Source organism: Micromonospora sp. NPDC002575, assembly GCF_042889525.1.
GTDB classification, from domain to species: domain Bacteria; phylum Actinomycetota; class Actinomycetes; order Mycobacteriales; family Micromonosporaceae; genus Micromonospora; species Micromonospora carbonacea.
Genome location: NZ_JBIARA010000001.1, coordinates 381,081 through 398,331, shown reverse-complemented (window position 1 = coordinate 398,331; position 17,251 = coordinate 381,081). Strand labels below are relative to the sequence as shown.

The window sequence follows — 17,251 nt, the reverse complement described above, 5'->3', positions numbered from 1 at the left end:
TTCGCCTCCTTTGCTCTGCACCCACGGGCGCAACGCTCACCCAGGGTGACTGTTGCGTCAGCGGGTGCAGAGCAAAGGGGCCGCGAGGAGTTGTCGCCCGCGCCTCGGCCGGGGCCCCCGTGGGCTCGCCAGACGCCCGGTTATCCACAGCCGCGTGGGGCGGGGTTGCGACCGGTCCGCGCGGGCGGGGAACGTGAACCCATGCCAGCCCACTCCCCGCCACAGCAGCCCGACGACGCCCCCGGAGGCGACGACGCCGAGACCGGCGACCCGACAGCAGCCGAGCCCACAGCAGGCGAGCCCACAACAGCCGAGCCCACAGCAGGCGACGAGTCGTCGGCGATGCTGACCGAGCCGTTCGACATCCCGTGGCCGGCGGCCGGCATCATCCGGGCCGTGCGGCGGCGGGCCGACGCCAGCCAACGCGAGCTGGCCGCGTACGCCGGGGTGCACCCGTCCACGGTCGGGCGGATCGAGGCCGGCGCGCTGACCCCCAGCATCGCCATGCTGCGCCGCCTCCTCGCGGCGGCGGGCTTCCGGCTGGCCGTGGTGGACGAGTTCGGCCGGGTGCTGCAGCCGATGCGCGATCGCGATGACGCCCGCGACGGGGCCGAGCGTCGTTACCCGTCCCACCTGGACACCATTCTCGACCCCGAGCCGGGGGAGTGGTGGGCCGACGTCTACGGGCTGGCCCGCCCGCCGGAGACCTTCTACCGCAACCGCGCCTACCGCGACGCGATGCGCCGCCGCAGCCGGTGGGAGGTCCGGGTCGCCAAGCTCCGGCACGTGCCGCCACCGCCGCGCGCCGTCCCCCCGTACGGCTGACGGCCCGCCACCCGGCCAGGAAGCCGGGCGACGGGCCGCCGTGCAGCCGTGCAGCCGTGGTGCGGGTCAGTCGTCGTCGACGATGGTGCCCACGGCCAGCGGGTCGGCCAGGTGCAGGCCGGGCACGCCGGCCACCAGCAGGTTCACCTTCTCGTCGGCCTCGCGCTTGCGGTCACCGCGCACGGTGACCGCGAAGGCCAGCGAGGTCTGCCCGGCCGCGAGCACCTTGCAGCCGACGTACGGCTCGTAGTCCGACCCGGCCTGCGCCGTGGTGCCGTACGTGGCGGCGCAGATCAGGGCGGGCTGGGACAGCGGCCGGGACACGGTGACGGTGAAGGTGAGCGGGCGGGTGCCCTTGTCGCCCTCGGCCACCGTGGCGTCCGCGACGCTCAGCGAGGCGCGGGAGCGGAACCGGGCCACCTGCGGGTCGTGGTCGCTGGAGCCGCGCGACCCGTCCCCGGTGAACTCCGCCGGCCAGTCGGCGTTGACGTGCGCCGCCCGCACCTGCACCAGGTCGTCGCGCAGCGCGTCGTTGACGAACAGGTGGTCCAGCGTCTGCGCCTGCCCCTCGAAGCTGTACGAGTACGCCGACGACGGCACGTCGGCGACCAGGTCGTCCCACAGGCTGTGCAGGCCCGCGTCGTACAGGGCGGCGAGCTGGTCCGACGGGGTCGGGTCGGCCCCGGTGGCGATCGGGTCGTCGGGGCGGGGGAAGACGTTCAGGTCCCCGCCGTACACCACCCGCGCCTTCGGGTCCGCGTTGTGGATCGCGGTGACCAGCGCCGCGCCGTAGCGGGCCTGCTCGGTGCGCTGCCCGACCCGGCTGTCCGGCCCCGACGAGAAGTGGTTGCTCAGCGCCCACAGGTGGTACCCCTCGGACGAGCCCGGGGCCGCCTTGACCCAGAACTTGCCGAGCTGCGGGGCCCGGGTGTAGACGTTGTTGCCGTCCTTGCCGGTGGAGGTGTCGGTGTCGGCCGGCAGCACCGCGTTGAGCGCCTTCGGGTTCTGCACGTCCGCGTTGGACGGCAGCCCCGCCGACCGGTACGGCACCGTCGGCGCGGAGCCGAGCAGCGGGTCGGCGGCGGTCGCCTCGGCCAGCGACAGCCGGTCCGTGCGGTAGAGGAAACCGGCGGTGATGCCGCGGGCGTCCGCGCCGGTCCGGTCGTACGCGGCGGCGTACGCGGGCCCGCCCGCAGCGGCGACGGCCAGCGCCAGCTCCTGGAGGGTGTCCGGCGCGCCGTCGGCGTCGTTCGTGTCGCCGCACACCAGCGCGCCCCCGGAGACGGAGCAGATGTCCTGGTCCTCGGCCTCCTGCACCAGGATCAGGTCCGGCGAGTGCAGATCGGTGCGGATCTGGTCGGCGAGCGCCGCCAGGTGCTCCCGGTAGTCGGCCTCGCTGGCCGGCACGTAGTCGAACGGCGGGCTGACCCCGGTGCAGCCGGCGTTGCCGGTGAAGTCGCAGCCGTCGAACGGGTCGTCCCGGTGGTCGTAGAGGTTCTCCACGTTGTACGTGGCGACCGCGATCTCCCGGGACCGGTCGGCCGGCTGCGGCGGGTTGTTCTTCGACGGGTCGGCCCCGGCGGCGAAGGCGGCCTGCTCGACCTGGACGCCGTACTTCTCGAACGAGTAGTAGAGCGCGCCGTACGCGTCCCCGGTGAGGGTGTCGAAGGTCCGGGCCGGCGGCAGCAGGGCGGCGTTGTCCCCGGCGGTGGCCTTGACGCCCATCGCGCCCAGCATGATCCGCTGGCCGTTGCCGTCGTCGAAGCGGCGGGTCGGGTCGTTGTCCAGCGGGTGCGCGTCGCGGAACACCCGGCGGGCGTACGCGTCGGCGCGGCCCAGCAGCGGGTCGTCGCGGTCGACCACCCACACCTCGGAGTCCGCGGTGGACGCGAACACGTTCCGGCCGCTCACCGCGCCGCTGCCGGCCCGCACGCGCAGCCGGGCGCCCTCGTGCCGCTCCCAGAACCGCTGCGCGGCGGCGAAGTCGGCCGGGGGCACCGCGTCGGCGACGGCGACGACGGCGTTCACGTCGAGGCCGGAGGCGATCTTGCGGACCAGCGAGGCCCCGGAGAGCTGGGTCATGTTGTAGTACTCGGACACCCGGGCCCGCAGCACCACCTCGTCGCCCACCGTCGGCACGTAGCCGCCGATCAGCGACGTGAACGTGCCCATGAAGACGAAGATGCCGTCGGAGGAGGACGGGTCGCCGTCGGTGTCGTCGGCGCGGCTCTGCAGGAAGAAGCCGTGCTGGTCGGCCCCGGCCGAGGTCCGGGCCAGGGTGCGCTGGGTGATCACGCCCCGCACGTCGTACAGGCTGCTGCTCGTGCCGTTGCCGGAGGCCGGCGCGAGCGGCGACCGGTCGGCCGGGCCGGACTCGGCGTCGGTGGTCGGGCCCTGCACCTCGCCGACGGTCAGCTCCCGGGTCACGGTCACGGCCAGCGCGCAGGTGGCGGTGGCGCCGTCCGCGTCGGTCGCGGTCACGGTCACGGTGTACGCCCCGGCGGCCAGGTCGGCGCTGGTGGCGACCGTGGCGCGGGCGGTGCCGCCGACGGCGTCGGCCGGGGTGAACCCGGTGCGGCTGATCGTGCCCGTGGCCGGGGCGGGGCTGACCGAGGTGACCGCCAGGTCGACGATCCTGTCGTCCGGGTCGGTGGCGGTGACCTCGCGGCTGGCGGCGGTGCCGGCGGACGTGGTCAGCGCGCCGCCGCAGGTGACCGTGGCGGGCTGGTCGACGGGGCCGCCGCCGTCGACGGTGTGCGCGCCCAGCCCGTCGAACGTGTCGGTGGCGTAGCCGGCCCACTGGGCGGCCGGGTCGAAGGCGTCCGAGGGGTCGGTGTCGCCGGAGGTGACCGTGGGCAGCCGCCGCAGCGTGTTGTCGGCGGTGCTGGTCAGGCCGGTGCCCCACTCGGTGCCCGGGTCGACGCCGACCTGGCCGATCGAGTCGAGCACCGTCGTGCCCCGGCGCAGCACGATCGCGTCGTCGCCGTTGAAGAGGCTGGCCCCGGTCGTCTGGTCGGCCTGGGCGAGGATCGCCGGCGCGGCCGAGGCGGCGGCGAAGACGAACGTGTCGCCCGCGGCCACCGTCCCGGTGAGGGCCAGGGTGGTGGCCGTGGTGCTGCCGTTGAAATAGAGCTGGAGCTGGTAACCACCGGCGGTGAGGTCGACGGGGGCACCGGTGCCGTTGTACAGCTCGATCGCCTTGTTGTTGGACGAGCCTTCGACGTACTCCGAGATGAACAGGTCGGTGGGCGCGGCGCTGGCCGCGGTGGGTGCGACGCCGATGACCGGGATGGTGACGGCTACGGCGGTCGCGAGCGCGGCAGTTCTGCGGCGCGGGCGCATGGGGCCTCCACGATGGGTGGACGTGAACGAACGCACGTTAAGCGGCGGCGCTGTCCGCCGTCCATCCCCCGCGGGGCGCTTTGGTGAATTGCCGACTCAGCCTCCGAGCCGGTGCACCAACTCAGCCACGTCCACGCCGTATTCGCACCACTCCCGGTCCGGGCGGTATCCCAGCTCGGCGTTGACCTTCAGCATCGCCTCGTTGGCCTGGGCGTTCCAGGTCTGCACCTCGGTCAGCGCGGGCTCGGCCGAGCGCAGCTCCAGCAGCATCCGGGCCTTGATCGCCCGGTCGATCCCGTAGCCCCGGTGCTCCTGCACCACGATCGTGTCGTACTGGTCGGCCCGGGTCGGGTGCTGCGCCGGCACCACCACCTCGGTCAGCCCCGCCACCTCGCCGGTGCGGTCGTGGGTGGCGAGCACGATGTACGGCTTCATGCCGCGCCGGTGCAGCGTGGCCAGGCTGTCCCGCAGCCGCTGCGGGTCGTACGAGCTGGGGCGCAGCTCGCCGTCGTCGACGTCGCGCACCTCGGCCTTCGCCCGCGCGTACGCCTCGATCAGGTCGTCCGGCGGGCCGCCCGGGCAGAACCGCACCTGGTAACCCGCGCCGACGCCCGTGGCCATCTCGGCCAGCGCCGACCAGTCCACCACGGACAGGTCGAGCACGCTGCGGGTCTCCACGTACTCCCGGGAGAAGCCCAACGCCTCGTAGAACGCCACCGCCGGGGTGCCGCCGACGACCTCGACCCCGATCGACTGGAAGCCCTCCTGGTAGACCCGGCGGGCGGCCACCCGGGTCAGGTCCCGGCCCAGGCCGGTGCGGCGCACCGACGGATGCACCAGCACCTCCAGCACGCCGATGTCGCCGAGCAGCAGCACGTGGCCGTGGCCGAGGATCGGGCCGGGCGCGCCACCGGCGGCCGGGTCGGCCTGGGCCACCCAGGCGATCCGCCGCTCGCCGGGCATCACCTCGGAGAGGTATTCCCGCAGGTGGCTGCCCTGCCACGGCGGATCCTGCGGGAGGTCGGCCGCCAGCACCGCGTTCAGCGTGTCCAGCAGCGACGCGAGCTCGGCGGACGACGCGGCCCGGGGGTCCCATTCGCGCACCATCACCCGTCTAGCTTGCCGCTTACGGCAGCTTGACGGAAGTGTCCAGTTCCCGGATGCGCCCGGTTTCTCCCCGCGCGCCCGGGCGGTCGACGCACGGGCGGCGGCGGTCACCTCACGGGCGGCGGCTGGCCAGCCCGTACTCGTTGGCCTTGTCGAAGACGTCCTGGGCGTAGCGGCGCACGTCGTTGTACGACAGGATGGCCCCCCACCAGTCGCCGGGGACCGTCATGTTCCGGCCGCCCTTGCACAGGTAGTTGCCGGCGGCCAGCGCCGCGTCGTCCAGGTCGTGCGGGTTCTTGCGCCCGTCGTTGTCGGCGTCCGCGCCGATCTCCTGCCAGGTCGTCGGGATGAACTGCATCGGCCCGATCGCCCGGTCGTAGACGGTGTCCTTGTCGTACAGCCCCCGGTCGGTGTCGGTGATCCGCTGCCGCCCGCCCTTGCCGTCGAGCGGGTCGCCGATGATCTCCGGGAGCGCCTGCCCGTCCGGGCCCAGGGTCGCGCCGTTGGCCTGGCCGTGGCGCGACTCGACGTACCCGATCGCGGCGAGGGTGGTCCAGCTCAGCCGGCACCCCGGGGTGGTCTGGGCGAGCGCCAGCTCGGCGTACCCGTACGCCTGCATGGCCACCGGCGAGATGCCGACCTTCGCCCCGGTCTGCTGCGCCCACGCGGCGAGCGCGTCCGCCGGCCGGCCGGTCGGCGCCGGCACGACCGGCCCCGCGCTCGCGCCGGGCACCGCCGTCGCGCCGGGCGGCAGCGCAGTGGCCGACCCGCCGGGCAGCAGGCCACCCTGCGGCGTCGCCGTGCCGGCCCCCGGCGTGCCGGCGGTGCCGCCCACCGCCACCGGGCGGGGCTTCGGCGCGGACGCCGGCACCAGCAGCGCCCCGGCGGCGGCGGTGCCGGCGACCAGGACGAGCAGGAACAGGCCGGGCAGGGTGAGCCGGCCGCTTGGGCGGCGGGACCAGGCGCGGGTGGCGCGGGCGGCGGCGACCGCCGCCTGCCGGGGCGGGGGCATGCGTACGGCGTGGGCGAACGGCACCCGACGCCGGCGGGCCACCCCGGTCGGCTTCGCGGCTGGGCCCTTGCCGTCGGGTTCTGTGCGGCCGGCCCCCGGCTCCTCGCCGTCGGCCTCCCCCTTGGCGGCCCCCTTCGCGGCGGGCCCCTCCTCGGCGGCCTTCTCCTTCGCCTCCGGCTCGTCCGGTTCCGCCTTCGTCGCCTCCGGCTCGGTCGGCTTCGGTTCGGTCGCCTCCGGCTCGGTCGCCTCCGGCTCGGTCGGCCTTGGCTCGGTCGGCTCCGGCTTCTTCGCCTCCGGCGTGGCCGGTTGGGGCGTGGCCGGTTCCGGTTTGCCCGGTTCCGGGTCGGCCGGCGGCAGGGCGTCGGCGGGCGGCTCGCCACGCAGCCAGGGCCGGCGGGGGCGGGGCACCCGGGCACGCGGCGGCACGCCACCCGGATCGTCGGGCGGCGCGGCCGGTCGCAGGGCCCGAACCGCCGGTCTGTCCTCGCCGTCCACCACCCGTCGAGTATCACCCATGTCCCGCCCGGCGTCAGGACCGGTCGTACCCTGGTGCCATGCCCCGGTACGAGTTCCGCTGCCGCGCGTGCGGCGACACCTTCGAGGTCAACCGTCCGATGGCGCAGGCCGGCGAGCCGGCGCCCTGCCCGAGCGGGCACGCCGACACCGTCAAGCTCCTGTCCACCGTGGCCGTGACCGGCCGTGGCGGCGGAGGTGCGGCGGCGCCCGCCCCCTCCGCGGGCGGTGGCGGCGGCTGCTGCGGTGGCGGGTGCGGCTGCTGACCTCGACCCGACCGGCCCGTCGGGCCCGGCCGACCTGGCCCGACGGGGCCGTACCGGGCCGGGTCCTGCCGTTTCCGGCCCCGGTTGGCACCTTGGGGCGGATTGCGCCCATCCGTTCTCACGATGCGTGACGGCCCGACCATAGGGCAGCATGTACCCGTCGTCACGGGGGCGGAGGTTCGACGTATGTCGCCAGGGATCCACCTCCCGAGCGGATGGGTGACCTTCGTGTTCACCGACATCGAGGGTTCGACGCGCCTGGCCCAGCTGCTCGGTCCCGGGTACCGTCCGGTGCTGCGGGAACATCGCAGGCTGCTGCGGGACACCCTGGCCCACACCGACGGCGCGGAGCTGCTCACCGAGGGCGACTCGTTCTTCATCGCGTTTCCCGACGCGGGTGCCGCGCTCACCGCCTGCCTCACCGCGCAGCGCGCGCTCGCGACGCACGACTGGCCGGCCCCGGAGGCCGCGCCCCGGGTCCGGATGGGCCTGCACACCGGCTGGGCGGAGCCCCGCGACGGCGAGTACGCCAGCCACGAGGTGCACCGGGCCGCCCGGGTCGCCGCCGCCGCCCACGGCGGGCAGGTGCTCTGCTCGGCGGCCACCGCGCGGCTCGCCTCCCCGCTGCCGGCGGGCGCGTCCCTGCTGGACCTCGGCCTGCACCGGTTGCGCGGCTTCGACGACCGCGAGCGGCTGTTCCAGCTGCTCGCGCCCGGCCTGGAGCGGCAGTTCCCCCGGCCGCGCACCGCCGACGCGGTGGCGCACAACCTGCCGACCCAGGTCACCTCCTTCGTCGGCCGGGAGGCGGAGCGGGCCGAGCTGCGCCGGCTGACGATGGGGCACCGGCTGGTGACCGTGCTCGGGGCGGGCGGGGCCGGCAAGACCCGGCTCGCCGTCGAGCTGGCGGCCGGCATGGTGGAGGAGTATCCGGACGGTGTGTGGTTCGTCGACATCGCCACGGTGACCGACCCGGGGCTGGTGGCGTTCGCGGTCGCCGCCGTGCTCGGGCTGCGTCCGGAGCCCGGCCGCCGGATGGTGGACACCCTCGTCGAGTACGCCGCCGCCCGCCGGATGCTGGTCCTGCTGGACACCTGCGACGCCCAGCCGGCCGCCTGCGCCGAGCTGATCTCCCGGCTGCTCGCCGGTGGGGGAGGGGTCCGGGTGCTGGCCACCAGCCGCGAGTCGTTCGGCCTGCCCGGCGAGGTGGTGTGGCGGATACCGCCGCTGTCCGTCGAGCCCCGGCCGGGCGGCGCGGAGAGCGACGCGGTGGCGCTCCTGCTGGACCGCACGGCGGCGGCCCGGGGCGGCCGGGAGCCGGCCCCGGTCGAGTCGGCCGACCTGCGGCGGGTGGTACGCCGGCTCGACGGGCTGCCGCTCGCCATCGAGCTGGCCGCCGCCCGGCTGCGGGTGCTCTCCGTCGGGCAGCTCGCCGAGCGCCTCGACGACGTGCTCGGCACCCTCGACGCCGGCCGGGAGGCCCCACAGCCGCCCCGGGACGAGCACGGCTGGACGGGCAACCAGCAGGACACCGTCGACCTGGTGGCGGCGTCCCGGGGCAACGCGCCGCCCACCCCGGCGACCCGTGCCGTGCAGCGTTCGGCCGCCGAGCGGCACCTCACCATGCAGGCCACCGTCACGTGGTCGTACCGGACGCTCGGGCCCCGGGCGGCCCGGCTGCTGCGCTGGCTGGCGGTCTTCGCCGGCCCGGTGGACCTGCCGACGGTGGAGTGGCTGCTCGACGACGACCCGCTGGATCCGCTGTCGGTGCTGGTGGACAAGTCGATGATCCTGGCCGAGCCGCACGCGTCGGGCAGCACGTACCGGATGCTCGACCCGATCCGGGCGTACGCGGCGCGGCGGCTGGCCCAGGCGGGCGAGGAGCGGGCGGCCCGGGACCGCCACCTGGCCTGGTCGACGCGCGCGCTGCGGCGGGCCCACCTCGGGCCGGACGGCCGGCCGACGACCCTTTCCCTGTACGCCCTCGACCCGCTCGCCGGCGAGGTGCGCGCCGCGCTGCGCTGGTGCACGACCGGCGGCAGCGCCCGGGACGGGCTGCGCCTGGCCGGGGGCCTGGACCAGTGGTGGCGGGAGCGCGGGCTGGCCCGGGAGGGACGCCTCTGGCTGTTCCGGCTCTACGGCCGGATGGCCGAGACCGGGGAGCACGTGCCGGACGCCGAGCTGGCCGCCGCGTACCACATGCACTCGCTGCACGCCGGCGCGGACGGCGAGTTCGCGGAGGAGCTGCGCTACTCCCACCAGGCCGAGGCGGCGGCCCGCCGCGCCGGCGACGCCGGCCTGCTGGCCCGGGTGCTGGCCGGGCGGGCCGCCCCGCTGGTCGACATGGGGCAGTTCGCCGACGCCGAGCGGGCCTGCCGGGAGGTCATCGCCTGGGCGCACGAGCGGGAGGTGGCGGGGGACGCCCTCTTCGCGGTGCTCAGCCTCGCCGAGCTGCTCTGGCGGCGGGGCGCGCTGGCGGAGGCCGCGGAGCTGCTCGGCGCGGCCCGCCCGGTCGAGGCGGTCCGCCCGGCGGACCGGGGGCGTCGGTCGGTGGACATGCTGCTCGGTATGGTGGCGCTGGCCCGAAGCGACCTGGTGGCCGCGCACGAGCACCTGCTGGTCGCGTTGCGCTCCCGGATGAGTCACGGCTTCCACCGCCGGGCCTGCGACAGCCTGAACGCGGTCGCGGTGCGCTGCGCGGCCGGTGGCGACCCGCTGACCGCCGCCCGGCTCTTCGGCGCGGCCCAGGCGACCCGGGAGAGCCTGCGCTCGACCCCCGGCATCTACGGGGCTTACTGGCTGGAACGGCAGGCCGAGCTGCGCCGGGAGATGGGCGACGTGGCCTTCGACGCCGCGTACGGCGCGGGGAGCGAGCTGGGGCTGGAGGAGGCGGCGGCGATGGCGTTGGCGGTGGAGCACCCCGACCTCGGGGTGGACTCGACCCGCTTCGCCGTCACCGGAGCACCGGCCCCCGCGCCGGCGACCGCCCCCGCGCCGGCATCCACTTCCACGCCGGCATCCGCTCCCGCTCCCGCGCGTCCCGCCGAGGGCTGCTGTTAGGAAGGGTCCCCTGCTATGCAGAATGCGTTAACAGGGGGCCCTTCCTTGCACGTCAGCGCTCGGCGGCGGCCTTGATGCGGGCGGCGCGGTCGATGTCGGCCTGCCGGACCGCCGCGACCGAGCCGAAGATGCTGACCGCCTCGTAGTAGGTCCACGCGAGGCTGTAGCAGGCGGGGCGGACCACCGAGCTGTACGTGGCGCAGACCCGCTTCAGGTCCTCGTAGAAGGCGCTGTCCAGCCGGGCCTTGTTGGCCGGGAACTGGCCCATCTCCTTGTAGTTGCGGTAGCCGAAGTCGTGCCGCTGGCAGGAGAGCTTGAAGTTGAACCCGAGCGGGTTGTCCGGGCTGGACGAGCAGTAGTCGGTGGACCAGTTGAAGGCGTACTCGGCCCAGGCGGACTGGTTCTGCCGGGCCGAGTTCCAGGTGTTGTAGCTGCTGGCGCTGGTCTGCGTCCAGCTCGACAGCACGCTGAGCTTCTGGCTGGTGCTGACGGCGGCGGCTGCGGGGGAGGCGACCGCGAGCGCCGCGAGCAGGGCGAGCGCGCCGGAGGCGAGGAGGGTGGCGAGGCGTCTGGGCACGGGGGGACCTCCGCGGGGGTGGGCGGTGCGGGTGGTTACCGGCGGGTCACCGGATTCGACAAGTGTCGATCAAACCGCGGACGGCCGAGTACGTCATAAACCAACATCTGGTGACATGAGTTGAAACAGACGAATGCCCCGGACGCTGGGGCGCCCGGGGCACTCGCCCGTGCCGTCAGCCGTCAGCGCACGAAGCGCGGCGGGCTGACGGGGCTCTCGTTCGACAGCCGGTCCAGCGCCGTCACGTGGTACGTGTACCGCGCGCCGGCCGCGGCCGTGGTGTCCACCCAGGACTGGGTCGCGCCGGGGGCGGCCCGGACGGTACCGACCAGGTGGGACGCGTCGGCGAAGCCGCACGCGCCGGCCGGGCCGGTCCCGTCGAACCGGTAGATCGCGTACGACGTGGCCCGGCCCAGCGGGCCCACGCCGTCGGCCGGCTGCCGCCAGCTCAGCCGCACCCCGTCGGCCTGGCGTTGCGCGCCGGTGACCACCGGGGCCAGCAGCGGCTTCGCCGGCAGGTGCGGCATCGCCGGCGTCAGGGCCGGCAGCGAGTAGTGCTCGGCGGCGTAGAGGTCGGTCGCCCCGAGCCGGTTCGCCCGCACCTGCACGGCCGAGAAGTGCACGTTGCCCAACACCTCCGGGTACGCCCGGTTGAGCGTCAGGTGGTCGGACAGCTCGCGCGGGTTCTGCCAGTACGTGCCGTACGCCGGGTCGCCGCTCTTGTAGTCGGCCTGGCCGATGTAGAGCTGTACGCGGGTGCCGCGCACCGTCTCGGCCCACCACGGCACCAGCCGGGCGTAGTCGGCCGCCGGGTACTGGCCGATGTACCAGTAGAGCTGTGGCACGATGTAGTCGATCCACTCCTGCTTGACCCACTTGCGGGTGTCGGCGGAGATGATGTCGTACGACTGGCTGCCGGTGGTGTCCGAGCCGTTCGGGTCGGCCGACGCGTTGCGCCAGATGCCGAACGGGCTGACCCCGAACTTCACCCACGGCTTCGCGGCCTTGATCCTGTCGTTCATCTCCCGGATCAGCAGGTCGATGTTGTCCCGCCGCCAGTCGGCCCGGTCGGTGAAGCCCCGGTTGTACTGGGCGAACGTGGCGTCGTCCGGGTACTGGTAGGTGCCGCTCGGGTACGGGTAGAAGTAGTCGTCGAAGTGCACGCCGTCGACGTCGTACCGGGTGACGGCGTCCATCATGGCGGTCTGGACGAACTCGCGGACCGCCGGGACGCCGGGGTCGTAGTAGAGCCGGCTGCCGGCGACGCCGGCCGGCGGGTACGCGAACGTCCACTCGGGGTGCTGGCGGGCCGGGTGGCCGGGCGCGAGCTGGGTGAGGTCCGCGCCCGCGCCGCCGGGGGCCGGCATGGAGATCCGGTACGGGTTGAACCAGGCGTGGAACTCCAGGTTGCGCTTGTGCGCCTCGTCGACGAGGAACGCCAGCGGGTCCCAGCCCGGGTCCTGCCCGCGCACCCCGGTCAGGTACTCCGACCACGGCTCGTGCGGCGACGGCCAGAACGCGTCGGCGGTGGGCCGGACCTGCACCACCACCGCGTTGTGGTGCAGCCGCTGCGCCAGGTCGAGCCAGCCCAGGTATTCGGCCTGCTGGGCGGCGACGCGGTCGGGGGCGGTCTGCGACGCCTTCGTCGGCCAGTCGATGTTCACCACCGACGAGATCCACATGGCCCGGAACTGCCGCTTCGGGGCGGCCGGGTCGGTGGCGCAGGGCGCGGCGGTGCCGGGGCTGGCGGACCCGGCCTGCGCGGCGGCGCGGGTTTGTGCCGCCGACGCGGAGGCGCCGGCCGGTGCAGCTGCCGCGGGTGGGGCGGCGACGAGCGCGCCGAGCAGGGCCACGGCCAGCCCGGCGGCTCTGAGCCGAGTTGCCTTCATCCGGTGCGTCCCTTCGGTGGGGCTCGGCGGGCGGGCGCGATGCTTGCTGCGGCAAGAACCGCCGCAGCCGATCTTTCGCTGGTAGGAAATTTTCACATCGGGCGGGCCCGGCGCAAGACCTCCGCCCGGTTCGATGCCCGCGCGGCCCCGAACTCCGCCGGGGCGAGCCGGGCTGCGCGGCGGACCGTGACCACATCGACACCCAAAGTCGTGATTCGCCGATCTTCGGGCTGGGTAGCTTGCCCGGTCACCGGCCGCCACGGTGGTGGTCGCACGGTGGGAGGGGTGAGCGCGGTGTCCGTGCTGCGTACCAAACCGATCAAGGACGTGATAGCCCAGGGCGAGGCGGACGGCGAGGGCGGCGGCCCCGGCCTCAAGCGCCGCCTCGGCGCGCGTGACCTCACCGGCTTCGGCATCGGCATCGTCATCGGCACGGGCATCTTCACGCTCACCGGCATCGAGGCCCGCGACAGCGCCGGCCCCGGCGTGGTGATCTCGTTCGCCATCGCCGGCGTGGTCGCGCTGCTCGCCGCCCTCTGCTACGCCGAGCTGGCCTCCAGCGTGCCGACAGCCGGCAGCGCCTACACCTACGCGTACGCGACGATGGGCGAGATCGTCGCCTGGATCATCGGCTGGGACCTGCTGCTGGAGTTTGCCCTCGGCGCGGCCGTGGTGGCCCGCGGCTGGTCCGGCTACCTCGCCGAACTGCTCGGCCTGCCCACCGCCTGGTTCGGCGAGGAGGGCAGCATCGTCAACGTCGGCGCGATCGCCGTCGTGCTGCTGCTCGGCGTCGTGGCGATCGTCGGCATCCGCGAGTCCGCCCGGGTGACCAACCTGCTCGTGCTGGTCAAGGTGGCCATCTGCGTCTTCATCGTCGTCGCCGGCCTGTTCTTCGTGAGGGCCGCGAACCTCACCCCGTTCATCCCGCCGGCCGAGCCCGCCGGGGCCGGCGACGACGGCATCAAGCAGCCCGTCACCCAGGCCCTGTTCGGGCTCGAACCATCCGTGTTCGGGTTCGTCGGCGTGCTCAGCGCCGCCGCCGTGGTCTTCTTCGCGTACACCGGCTTCGAGGCCGTGGCCAACCTCGGCGAGGAGACCCGGCGGCCCAAGCGGGACCTCACCCTGGGCCTGCTCGGCACCCTGCTGATCTCCACCCTGCTCTACATCGGCGTCTCGCTGGTCGTCGTCGGCATGGTCCCCTACACCGAGATCGACCGGGGCGCGCCGATCGCGTCCGCCTTCAACGCGGTCGGGGCCGAGTGGGCCGGCGTCCTCGTCTCCATCGCCGCCGTCGCCGGCCTGACCAGCGTGATCCTCGTGGACCTGGTGGCCATGGGCCGGATCGGCTTCGCCATCAGCCGCGACGGGCTGATCCCGCCGTCGGTGGCCGAGGTGCACCCGCGCTGGGGCACCCCGTACCGGATCTCGGCCGTTATGACGGTGGCCGTGGCGCTGCTCGCCGGCTTCCTGCCGCTGTCGGCCCTGGCCGACCTGGTCAGCATCGGCGCGCTCTGCGCGTTCGTGCTGGTGTCGGTGGCCGTGCCGATCCTGCGCCGCAAGCGGCCCGACCTGGAGCGGCCGTTCCGGGTGCCGTTCTCGCCGGTGCTGCCGATCGTCTCCGCGCTGGCCTGCCTCTACCTGATGCTCAACCTGTCGGTGGAGACCTGGATCCGGTTCCTGATCTGGATGGCGCTCGGCGGGATCATCTACTTCGGCTACGGCTACCGCCGCAACCGCCTGGCACGCAAGGAAGGGCCCCCTGTTAACGCCTGAGGTAGAGAAGGGTCCCCTGCTCACCCGCCGGGGTGGCGCTACCCGCCGGCGGGGGTGGCGCTACCCGGCGGCGGGGACGAAGCGTAGCAGGTTCCAGGAGACCGCCGGCAGCAGCACCGCGCAGCGGCCCCCGTCGGGGGCGGGGGCCGCCAGCTCCCGGGGCGTGACCCGGTCGGGCTCGGCCTCGGTGTTGACGGCGTCCGGGTCGGCTGCGGCGGCGAGGGTGAGGTGGGCCGCCCCGGCCAGGCCGGGCAGGCCGCGCAGGTCCAGGTCGAGGGGGAGGTCCGCGACGCCCCGGTTGACCGCGAGGACGGTCAGCGCGCCGGTCTCCTCGTCGTGCAGCGCCACGGTGTCCAGCACCGGGACGTCTCCGTAGCGCTTCGTGGCGTACGTCGGGCCGACCGGCTCGGTGCGCAGCACGGTGCCCCGGGCGTGGCGTGCGGTGAGGGCGAACGGGTGGAAGATGCTCTGCCGCCAGGCGGGACCGCCGGTGCGGGTGCGGATCGGGGCGATCACGTTGGCGAGCTGCGCCTGGCAGGCCACCCCGACCCGGTCGGCGTGCCGGAGCAGGGTGATCAGCAGGTCGCCGACGACCACCGCGTCGACGGCCGTGTAGTCGTCCTCGATGAGGGTGGGGGCCTCGACCCAGCCGCGCCGGTCCAGGTCGGCCTGGAGGCGGGACTGGTACCAGACGTTCCACTCGTCGAACGAGATCTTCAGCTTGCGCCGGTGCCGCTGCTTCGCCGCCACGTGGTCGGCGGTGGCCACCACCTCGGCGATGAAGTGGTCCATGTCGACGGCCGAGGCAAGGATGCTGGCCCGGTCGCCGTCGGCGGGGTCGTAGTAGGTGTGCGCGGAGATGTAGTCCACGTGCTCGTAGGCGTGCTCCAGCACCGTCGCCTCCCAGGAGGCGAAGGTCGGCATGCCCCGGCCGGAGCTGCCGCAGGCGACCAGGCTGACCGACGGGTCGATCAACTTCATCGCGCGGGCGGTCTCGGCGGCGAGCCGGCCGTACTCGTCGGCGGTCTTGTGCCCGACCTGCCACGGGCCGTCCAGCTCGTTGCCGAGGCACCACAGCTTCACCCCGTACGGCTCCGGTGCGCCGTGGGAGCGGCGCAGGTCCGACAACCGGGTGCCGCCGGGGTGGTTGGCGTACTCCAGCAGGTCGCAGGCCTCCTGCACGCCCCGGGTGCCGAGGTTGACGGCCATCATCGGCTCGACGCCGGCCGCCGTCGCCCAGGTCATGAACTCGTCGAGGCCGAAGGCGTTGGTCTCGATCGTCTTCCAGGCGAGGTCGAGCCGGCGGGGCCGGTCGGCGACCGGGCCGACGCCGTCCTCCCAGCGGTAGCCGGAGACGAAGTTGCCCCCGGGGTAGCGGACCACGGAGACGCCCAGCTCCCGGGTCAGCTCCAGCACGTCGCCGCGCAGGCCGTGCGGGTCGGCGCTGCGGTGGCCGGGCTCGTAGATCCCGCCGTAGACGCAGCGCCCCAGGTGCTCCACGAAGGACCCGAAGATCCGGCGGTCGGCCGGCCCGATCGCGAAGGCCGGGTCGATGGTCAGCTTCGCGGTCACCGGGAAATCCACCTTTCGTCGCCGTCCCGTCGGTTCTATAACGTTGTACTCAACGCTGTAAAGAGGCGGCGTAACGCCCGCGGCACCCAGCGGGGAGGCGGCAGTGCGACACACTCTCGACCGCTGACTACGCCAATGGCCCCGTCCACATGCGACGGTCGTGCCGCCGGCTGCCGCCGAGCGGGTGTCAGGCGAAGAAGCGGGCCAGGTGCGGCGGCTCCGGCGCCGGGTCGTCCGGGCCCAGCGGGGTCAGGTCGGCGAAGATGCTGGCGCCGTCGCAGCCCACGTGCAGGGGATACCAGCGCGGGGTGCCCGGCGGGCGTTGCAGGCAGATCCCCTTGACCGTCTGCACGTCCAGCAGCCGCACGTGGGTCGGGTCGGCCACCGCGTTCACGTGCCCCCACCAGGGGCTCATCACGTGCAGCACGCCACCCGGCCGCAGCACCCGGTGGCACTCGTCCACCAGCGGCAGGAAGTCGATCAGATGCTCCAGGATGTGCACCGCGAACAGCACGTCCACCGAGTCGTCGGCCAGCGGCAGCGACCCGGACAGGTCGGCCACCGCGTCCACCCCCGGGGCCGGGTAGATGTCCAGCCCCAGGTTCTGCGGATACTGCTTGGTGCCGCCGCAGCCCAGGTCCACCACGACCGGGTCGCGGCCGGCGACCCGCACCCGGCACCAGACGCCGAACACCCCGGCGAGCCGGCCGACCAGGTTGCGCACCAGGCGCAACTGCCCGGCGTCGGCGGCCTCCCCGGTCAGGTGGGCCACCCCCCGGTCGAAGCGCACCCGCACCGCCAGGTCGCGCAGCCGCCCGTCGTGGGCCGCCTGATCCGCCCACGCCTCGGCGAGGAACTCGTCGACCGCCCGCAGCCGTTCGGCCGAGGGCGCGGTCAGGGCCGTCGCGACCATGGGCCACCTCCGGTGCGCCCGTACCCGGCTGGGCGGGCGCTACACCCTGGCCGGGCAAGGTCCCCCGAAGGAGGACGAGCCGTCAGCCGGTGATCCGCCGGGCGGCCCGGCCCGCGCCCCGGATCCGCTGCCGGGGCGGCGCGACGGCCGTCTTCGGCCGCTTGAGGTGGTAGCGGTGCAGCTCGCTGCTGCCCGGCTGCGACGGGTCCTCGCTCATCCCGACCAGCTCCCAGCCCTGGTCGCCGGCCCGGTTCAGGTGGGCCAGCGCCGTGTCGCCGTACGGGGTGACGTCGACCATCGAGCCGTCCGGGCCGTACCAGATGAACACGAGCTCCCAGCCGACGTCCGTGCTGGCCGCCTGGCGGCGTCGGACCAACAGCGCGTACTCCCACTTGAGCATGGAGT

11 protein-coding genes and 1 pseudogene are annotated in these 17,251 nt (G+C 74.4%); 4 read left to right on the top strand and 8 right to left on the bottom strand.

Annotated elements, in window-relative coordinates:
- Window positions 1–201 precede the first annotated feature (201 nt).
- The gene (locus tag ACFYWL_RS01815) at window positions 202–825 is read left to right on the top strand and encodes a helix-turn-helix domain-containing protein (RefSeq protein ID WP_386965931.1); all 624 of its coding nucleotides are present in this window, start codon (window positions 202–204) and stop codon (window positions 823–825) included.
- A 66-nt stretch (window positions 826–891) separates the two neighbouring features.
- On the opposite strand, the gene ACFYWL_RS01810 is transcribed toward ACFYWL_RS01815, so the two are convergent.
- The 3 genes from ACFYWL_RS01810 to ACFYWL_RS01800 form a co-directional block, all read right to left on the bottom strand.
- The gene (locus ACFYWL_RS01810) at window positions 892–4,167 is read right to left on the bottom strand and encodes a lamin tail domain-containing protein (protein ID WP_386965929.1); all 3,276 of its coding nucleotides are present in this window, start codon (window positions 4,165–4,167) and stop codon (window positions 892–894) included.
- A gap of 96 nt (window positions 4,168–4,263) precedes the next feature.
- Window positions 4,264–5,274, bottom strand: coding sequence for a GNAT family N-acetyltransferase (locus ACFYWL_RS01805; RefSeq protein ID WP_386966708.1), 1,011 nt, complete (start codon window positions 5,272–5,274; stop codon window positions 4,264–4,266).
- Window positions 5,275–5,386: 112 nt separating this feature from the next.
- Window positions 5,387–6,784, bottom strand: a complete 1,398-nt coding sequence (locus ACFYWL_RS01800) for a lytic murein transglycosylase (RefSeq protein WP_386965927.1) — start codon at window positions 6,782–6,784, stop codon at window positions 5,387–5,389.
- Between the two features lie 56 nt (window positions 6,785–6,840).
- On the opposite strand from ACFYWL_RS01800, the gene ACFYWL_RS01795 reads away from it, so the two are divergent.
- Both ACFYWL_RS01795 and ACFYWL_RS01790 read left to right on the top strand, forming a co-directional pair.
- Window positions 6,841–7,065: a zinc ribbon domain-containing protein gene (locus tag ACFYWL_RS01795; RefSeq protein ID WP_386965917.1), complete on the top strand. Its 225-nt coding sequence runs from the start codon at window positions 6,841–6,843 to the stop codon at window positions 7,063–7,065.
- 186 nt (window positions 7,066–7,251) lie between these two features.
- On the top strand, window positions 7,252–10,122 hold the full coding sequence (locus ACFYWL_RS01790) for an ATP-binding protein (RefSeq protein WP_386965914.1): 2,871 nt from the start codon (window positions 7,252–7,254) through the stop codon (window positions 10,120–10,122).
- A 52-nt stretch (window positions 10,123–10,174) separates the two neighbouring features.
- On the opposite strand, the gene ACFYWL_RS01785 is transcribed toward ACFYWL_RS01790, so the two are convergent.
- Together ACFYWL_RS01785 and ACFYWL_RS01780 are read right to left on the bottom strand one after the other, a co-directional pair.
- Window positions 10,175–10,699, bottom strand: a complete 525-nt coding sequence (locus ACFYWL_RS01785; protein ID WP_386965912.1) for a phospholipase — start codon at window positions 10,697–10,699, stop codon at window positions 10,175–10,177.
- A 182-nt stretch (window positions 10,700–10,881) separates the two neighbouring features.
- The gene (locus ACFYWL_RS01780; protein WP_386965910.1) at window positions 10,882–12,588 is read right to left on the bottom strand and encodes a family 10 glycosylhydrolase; all 1,707 of its coding nucleotides are present in this window, start codon (window positions 12,586–12,588) and stop codon (window positions 10,882–10,884) included.
- Between the two features lie 294 nt (window positions 12,589–12,882).
- Here ACFYWL_RS01780 and ACFYWL_RS01775 point away from each other — a divergent pair, with 294 nt between their 5' ends.
- On the top strand, window positions 12,883–14,361 hold the full coding sequence (locus ACFYWL_RS01775; RefSeq protein ID WP_386966706.1) for an amino acid permease: 1,479 nt from the start codon (window positions 12,883–12,885) through the stop codon (window positions 14,359–14,361).
- A 60-nt stretch (window positions 14,362–14,421) separates the two neighbouring features.
- Here the strand turns inward: ACFYWL_RS01775 and ACFYWL_RS01770 are convergent, their stop codons facing one another.
- The 3 genes and pseudogenes from ACFYWL_RS01770 to ACFYWL_RS01760 form a co-directional block, all read right to left on the bottom strand.
- Window positions 14,422–15,933 (bottom strand): alpha-N-arabinofuranosidase, encoded by a 1,512-nt coding sequence (locus tag ACFYWL_RS01770; RefSeq protein ID WP_386965908.1) that lies wholly within the window; start codon window positions 15,931–15,933, stop codon window positions 14,422–14,424.
- 187 nt (window positions 15,934–16,120) lie between these two features.
- Complete coding sequence (locus ACFYWL_RS01765; protein ID WP_386965905.1) at window positions 16,121–16,846, bottom strand: methyltransferase domain-containing protein; 726 nt, start codon at window positions 16,844–16,846, stop codon at window positions 16,121–16,123.
- A gap of 154 nt (window positions 16,847–17,000) precedes the next feature.
- A pseudogene (locus ACFYWL_RS01760) lies at window positions 17,001–17,246 on the bottom strand (hypothetical protein); the annotation flags it as partial.
- Window positions 17,247–17,251 lie beyond the last annotated feature (5 nt).

Excerpts from the sequence above, each read along its gene's own strand:
- ACFYWL_RS01815 (WP_386965931.1), top strand. The coding sequence starts at position 202 with ATGCCAGCCCACTCCCCGCCACAGCAGCCCGACGACGCCCCCGGAGGC.
- ACFYWL_RS01810 (WP_386965929.1), bottom strand. The coding sequence starts at position 4,167 with ATGCGCCCGCGCCGCAGAACTGCCGCGCTCGCGACCGCCGTAGCCGTC.
- ACFYWL_RS01805 (WP_386966708.1), bottom strand. The coding sequence starts at position 5,274 with ATGGTGCGCGAATGGGACCCCCGGGCCGCGTCGTCCGCCGAGCTCGCG.
- ACFYWL_RS01795 (WP_386965917.1), top strand. The coding sequence starts at position 6,841 with ATGCCCCGGTACGAGTTCCGCTGCCGCGCGTGCGGCGACACCTTCGAG.
- ACFYWL_RS01790 (WP_386965914.1), top strand. The coding sequence starts at position 7,252 with ATGTCGCCAGGGATCCACCTCCCGAGCGGATGGGTGACCTTCGTGTTC.
- ACFYWL_RS01780 (WP_386965910.1), bottom strand. The coding sequence starts at position 12,588 with ATGAAGGCAACTCGGCTCAGAGCCGCCGGGCTGGCCGTGGCCCTGCTC.
- ACFYWL_RS01765 (WP_386965905.1), bottom strand. The coding sequence starts at position 16,846 with ATGGTCGCGACGGCCCTGACCGCGCCCTCGGCCGAACGGCTGCGGGCG.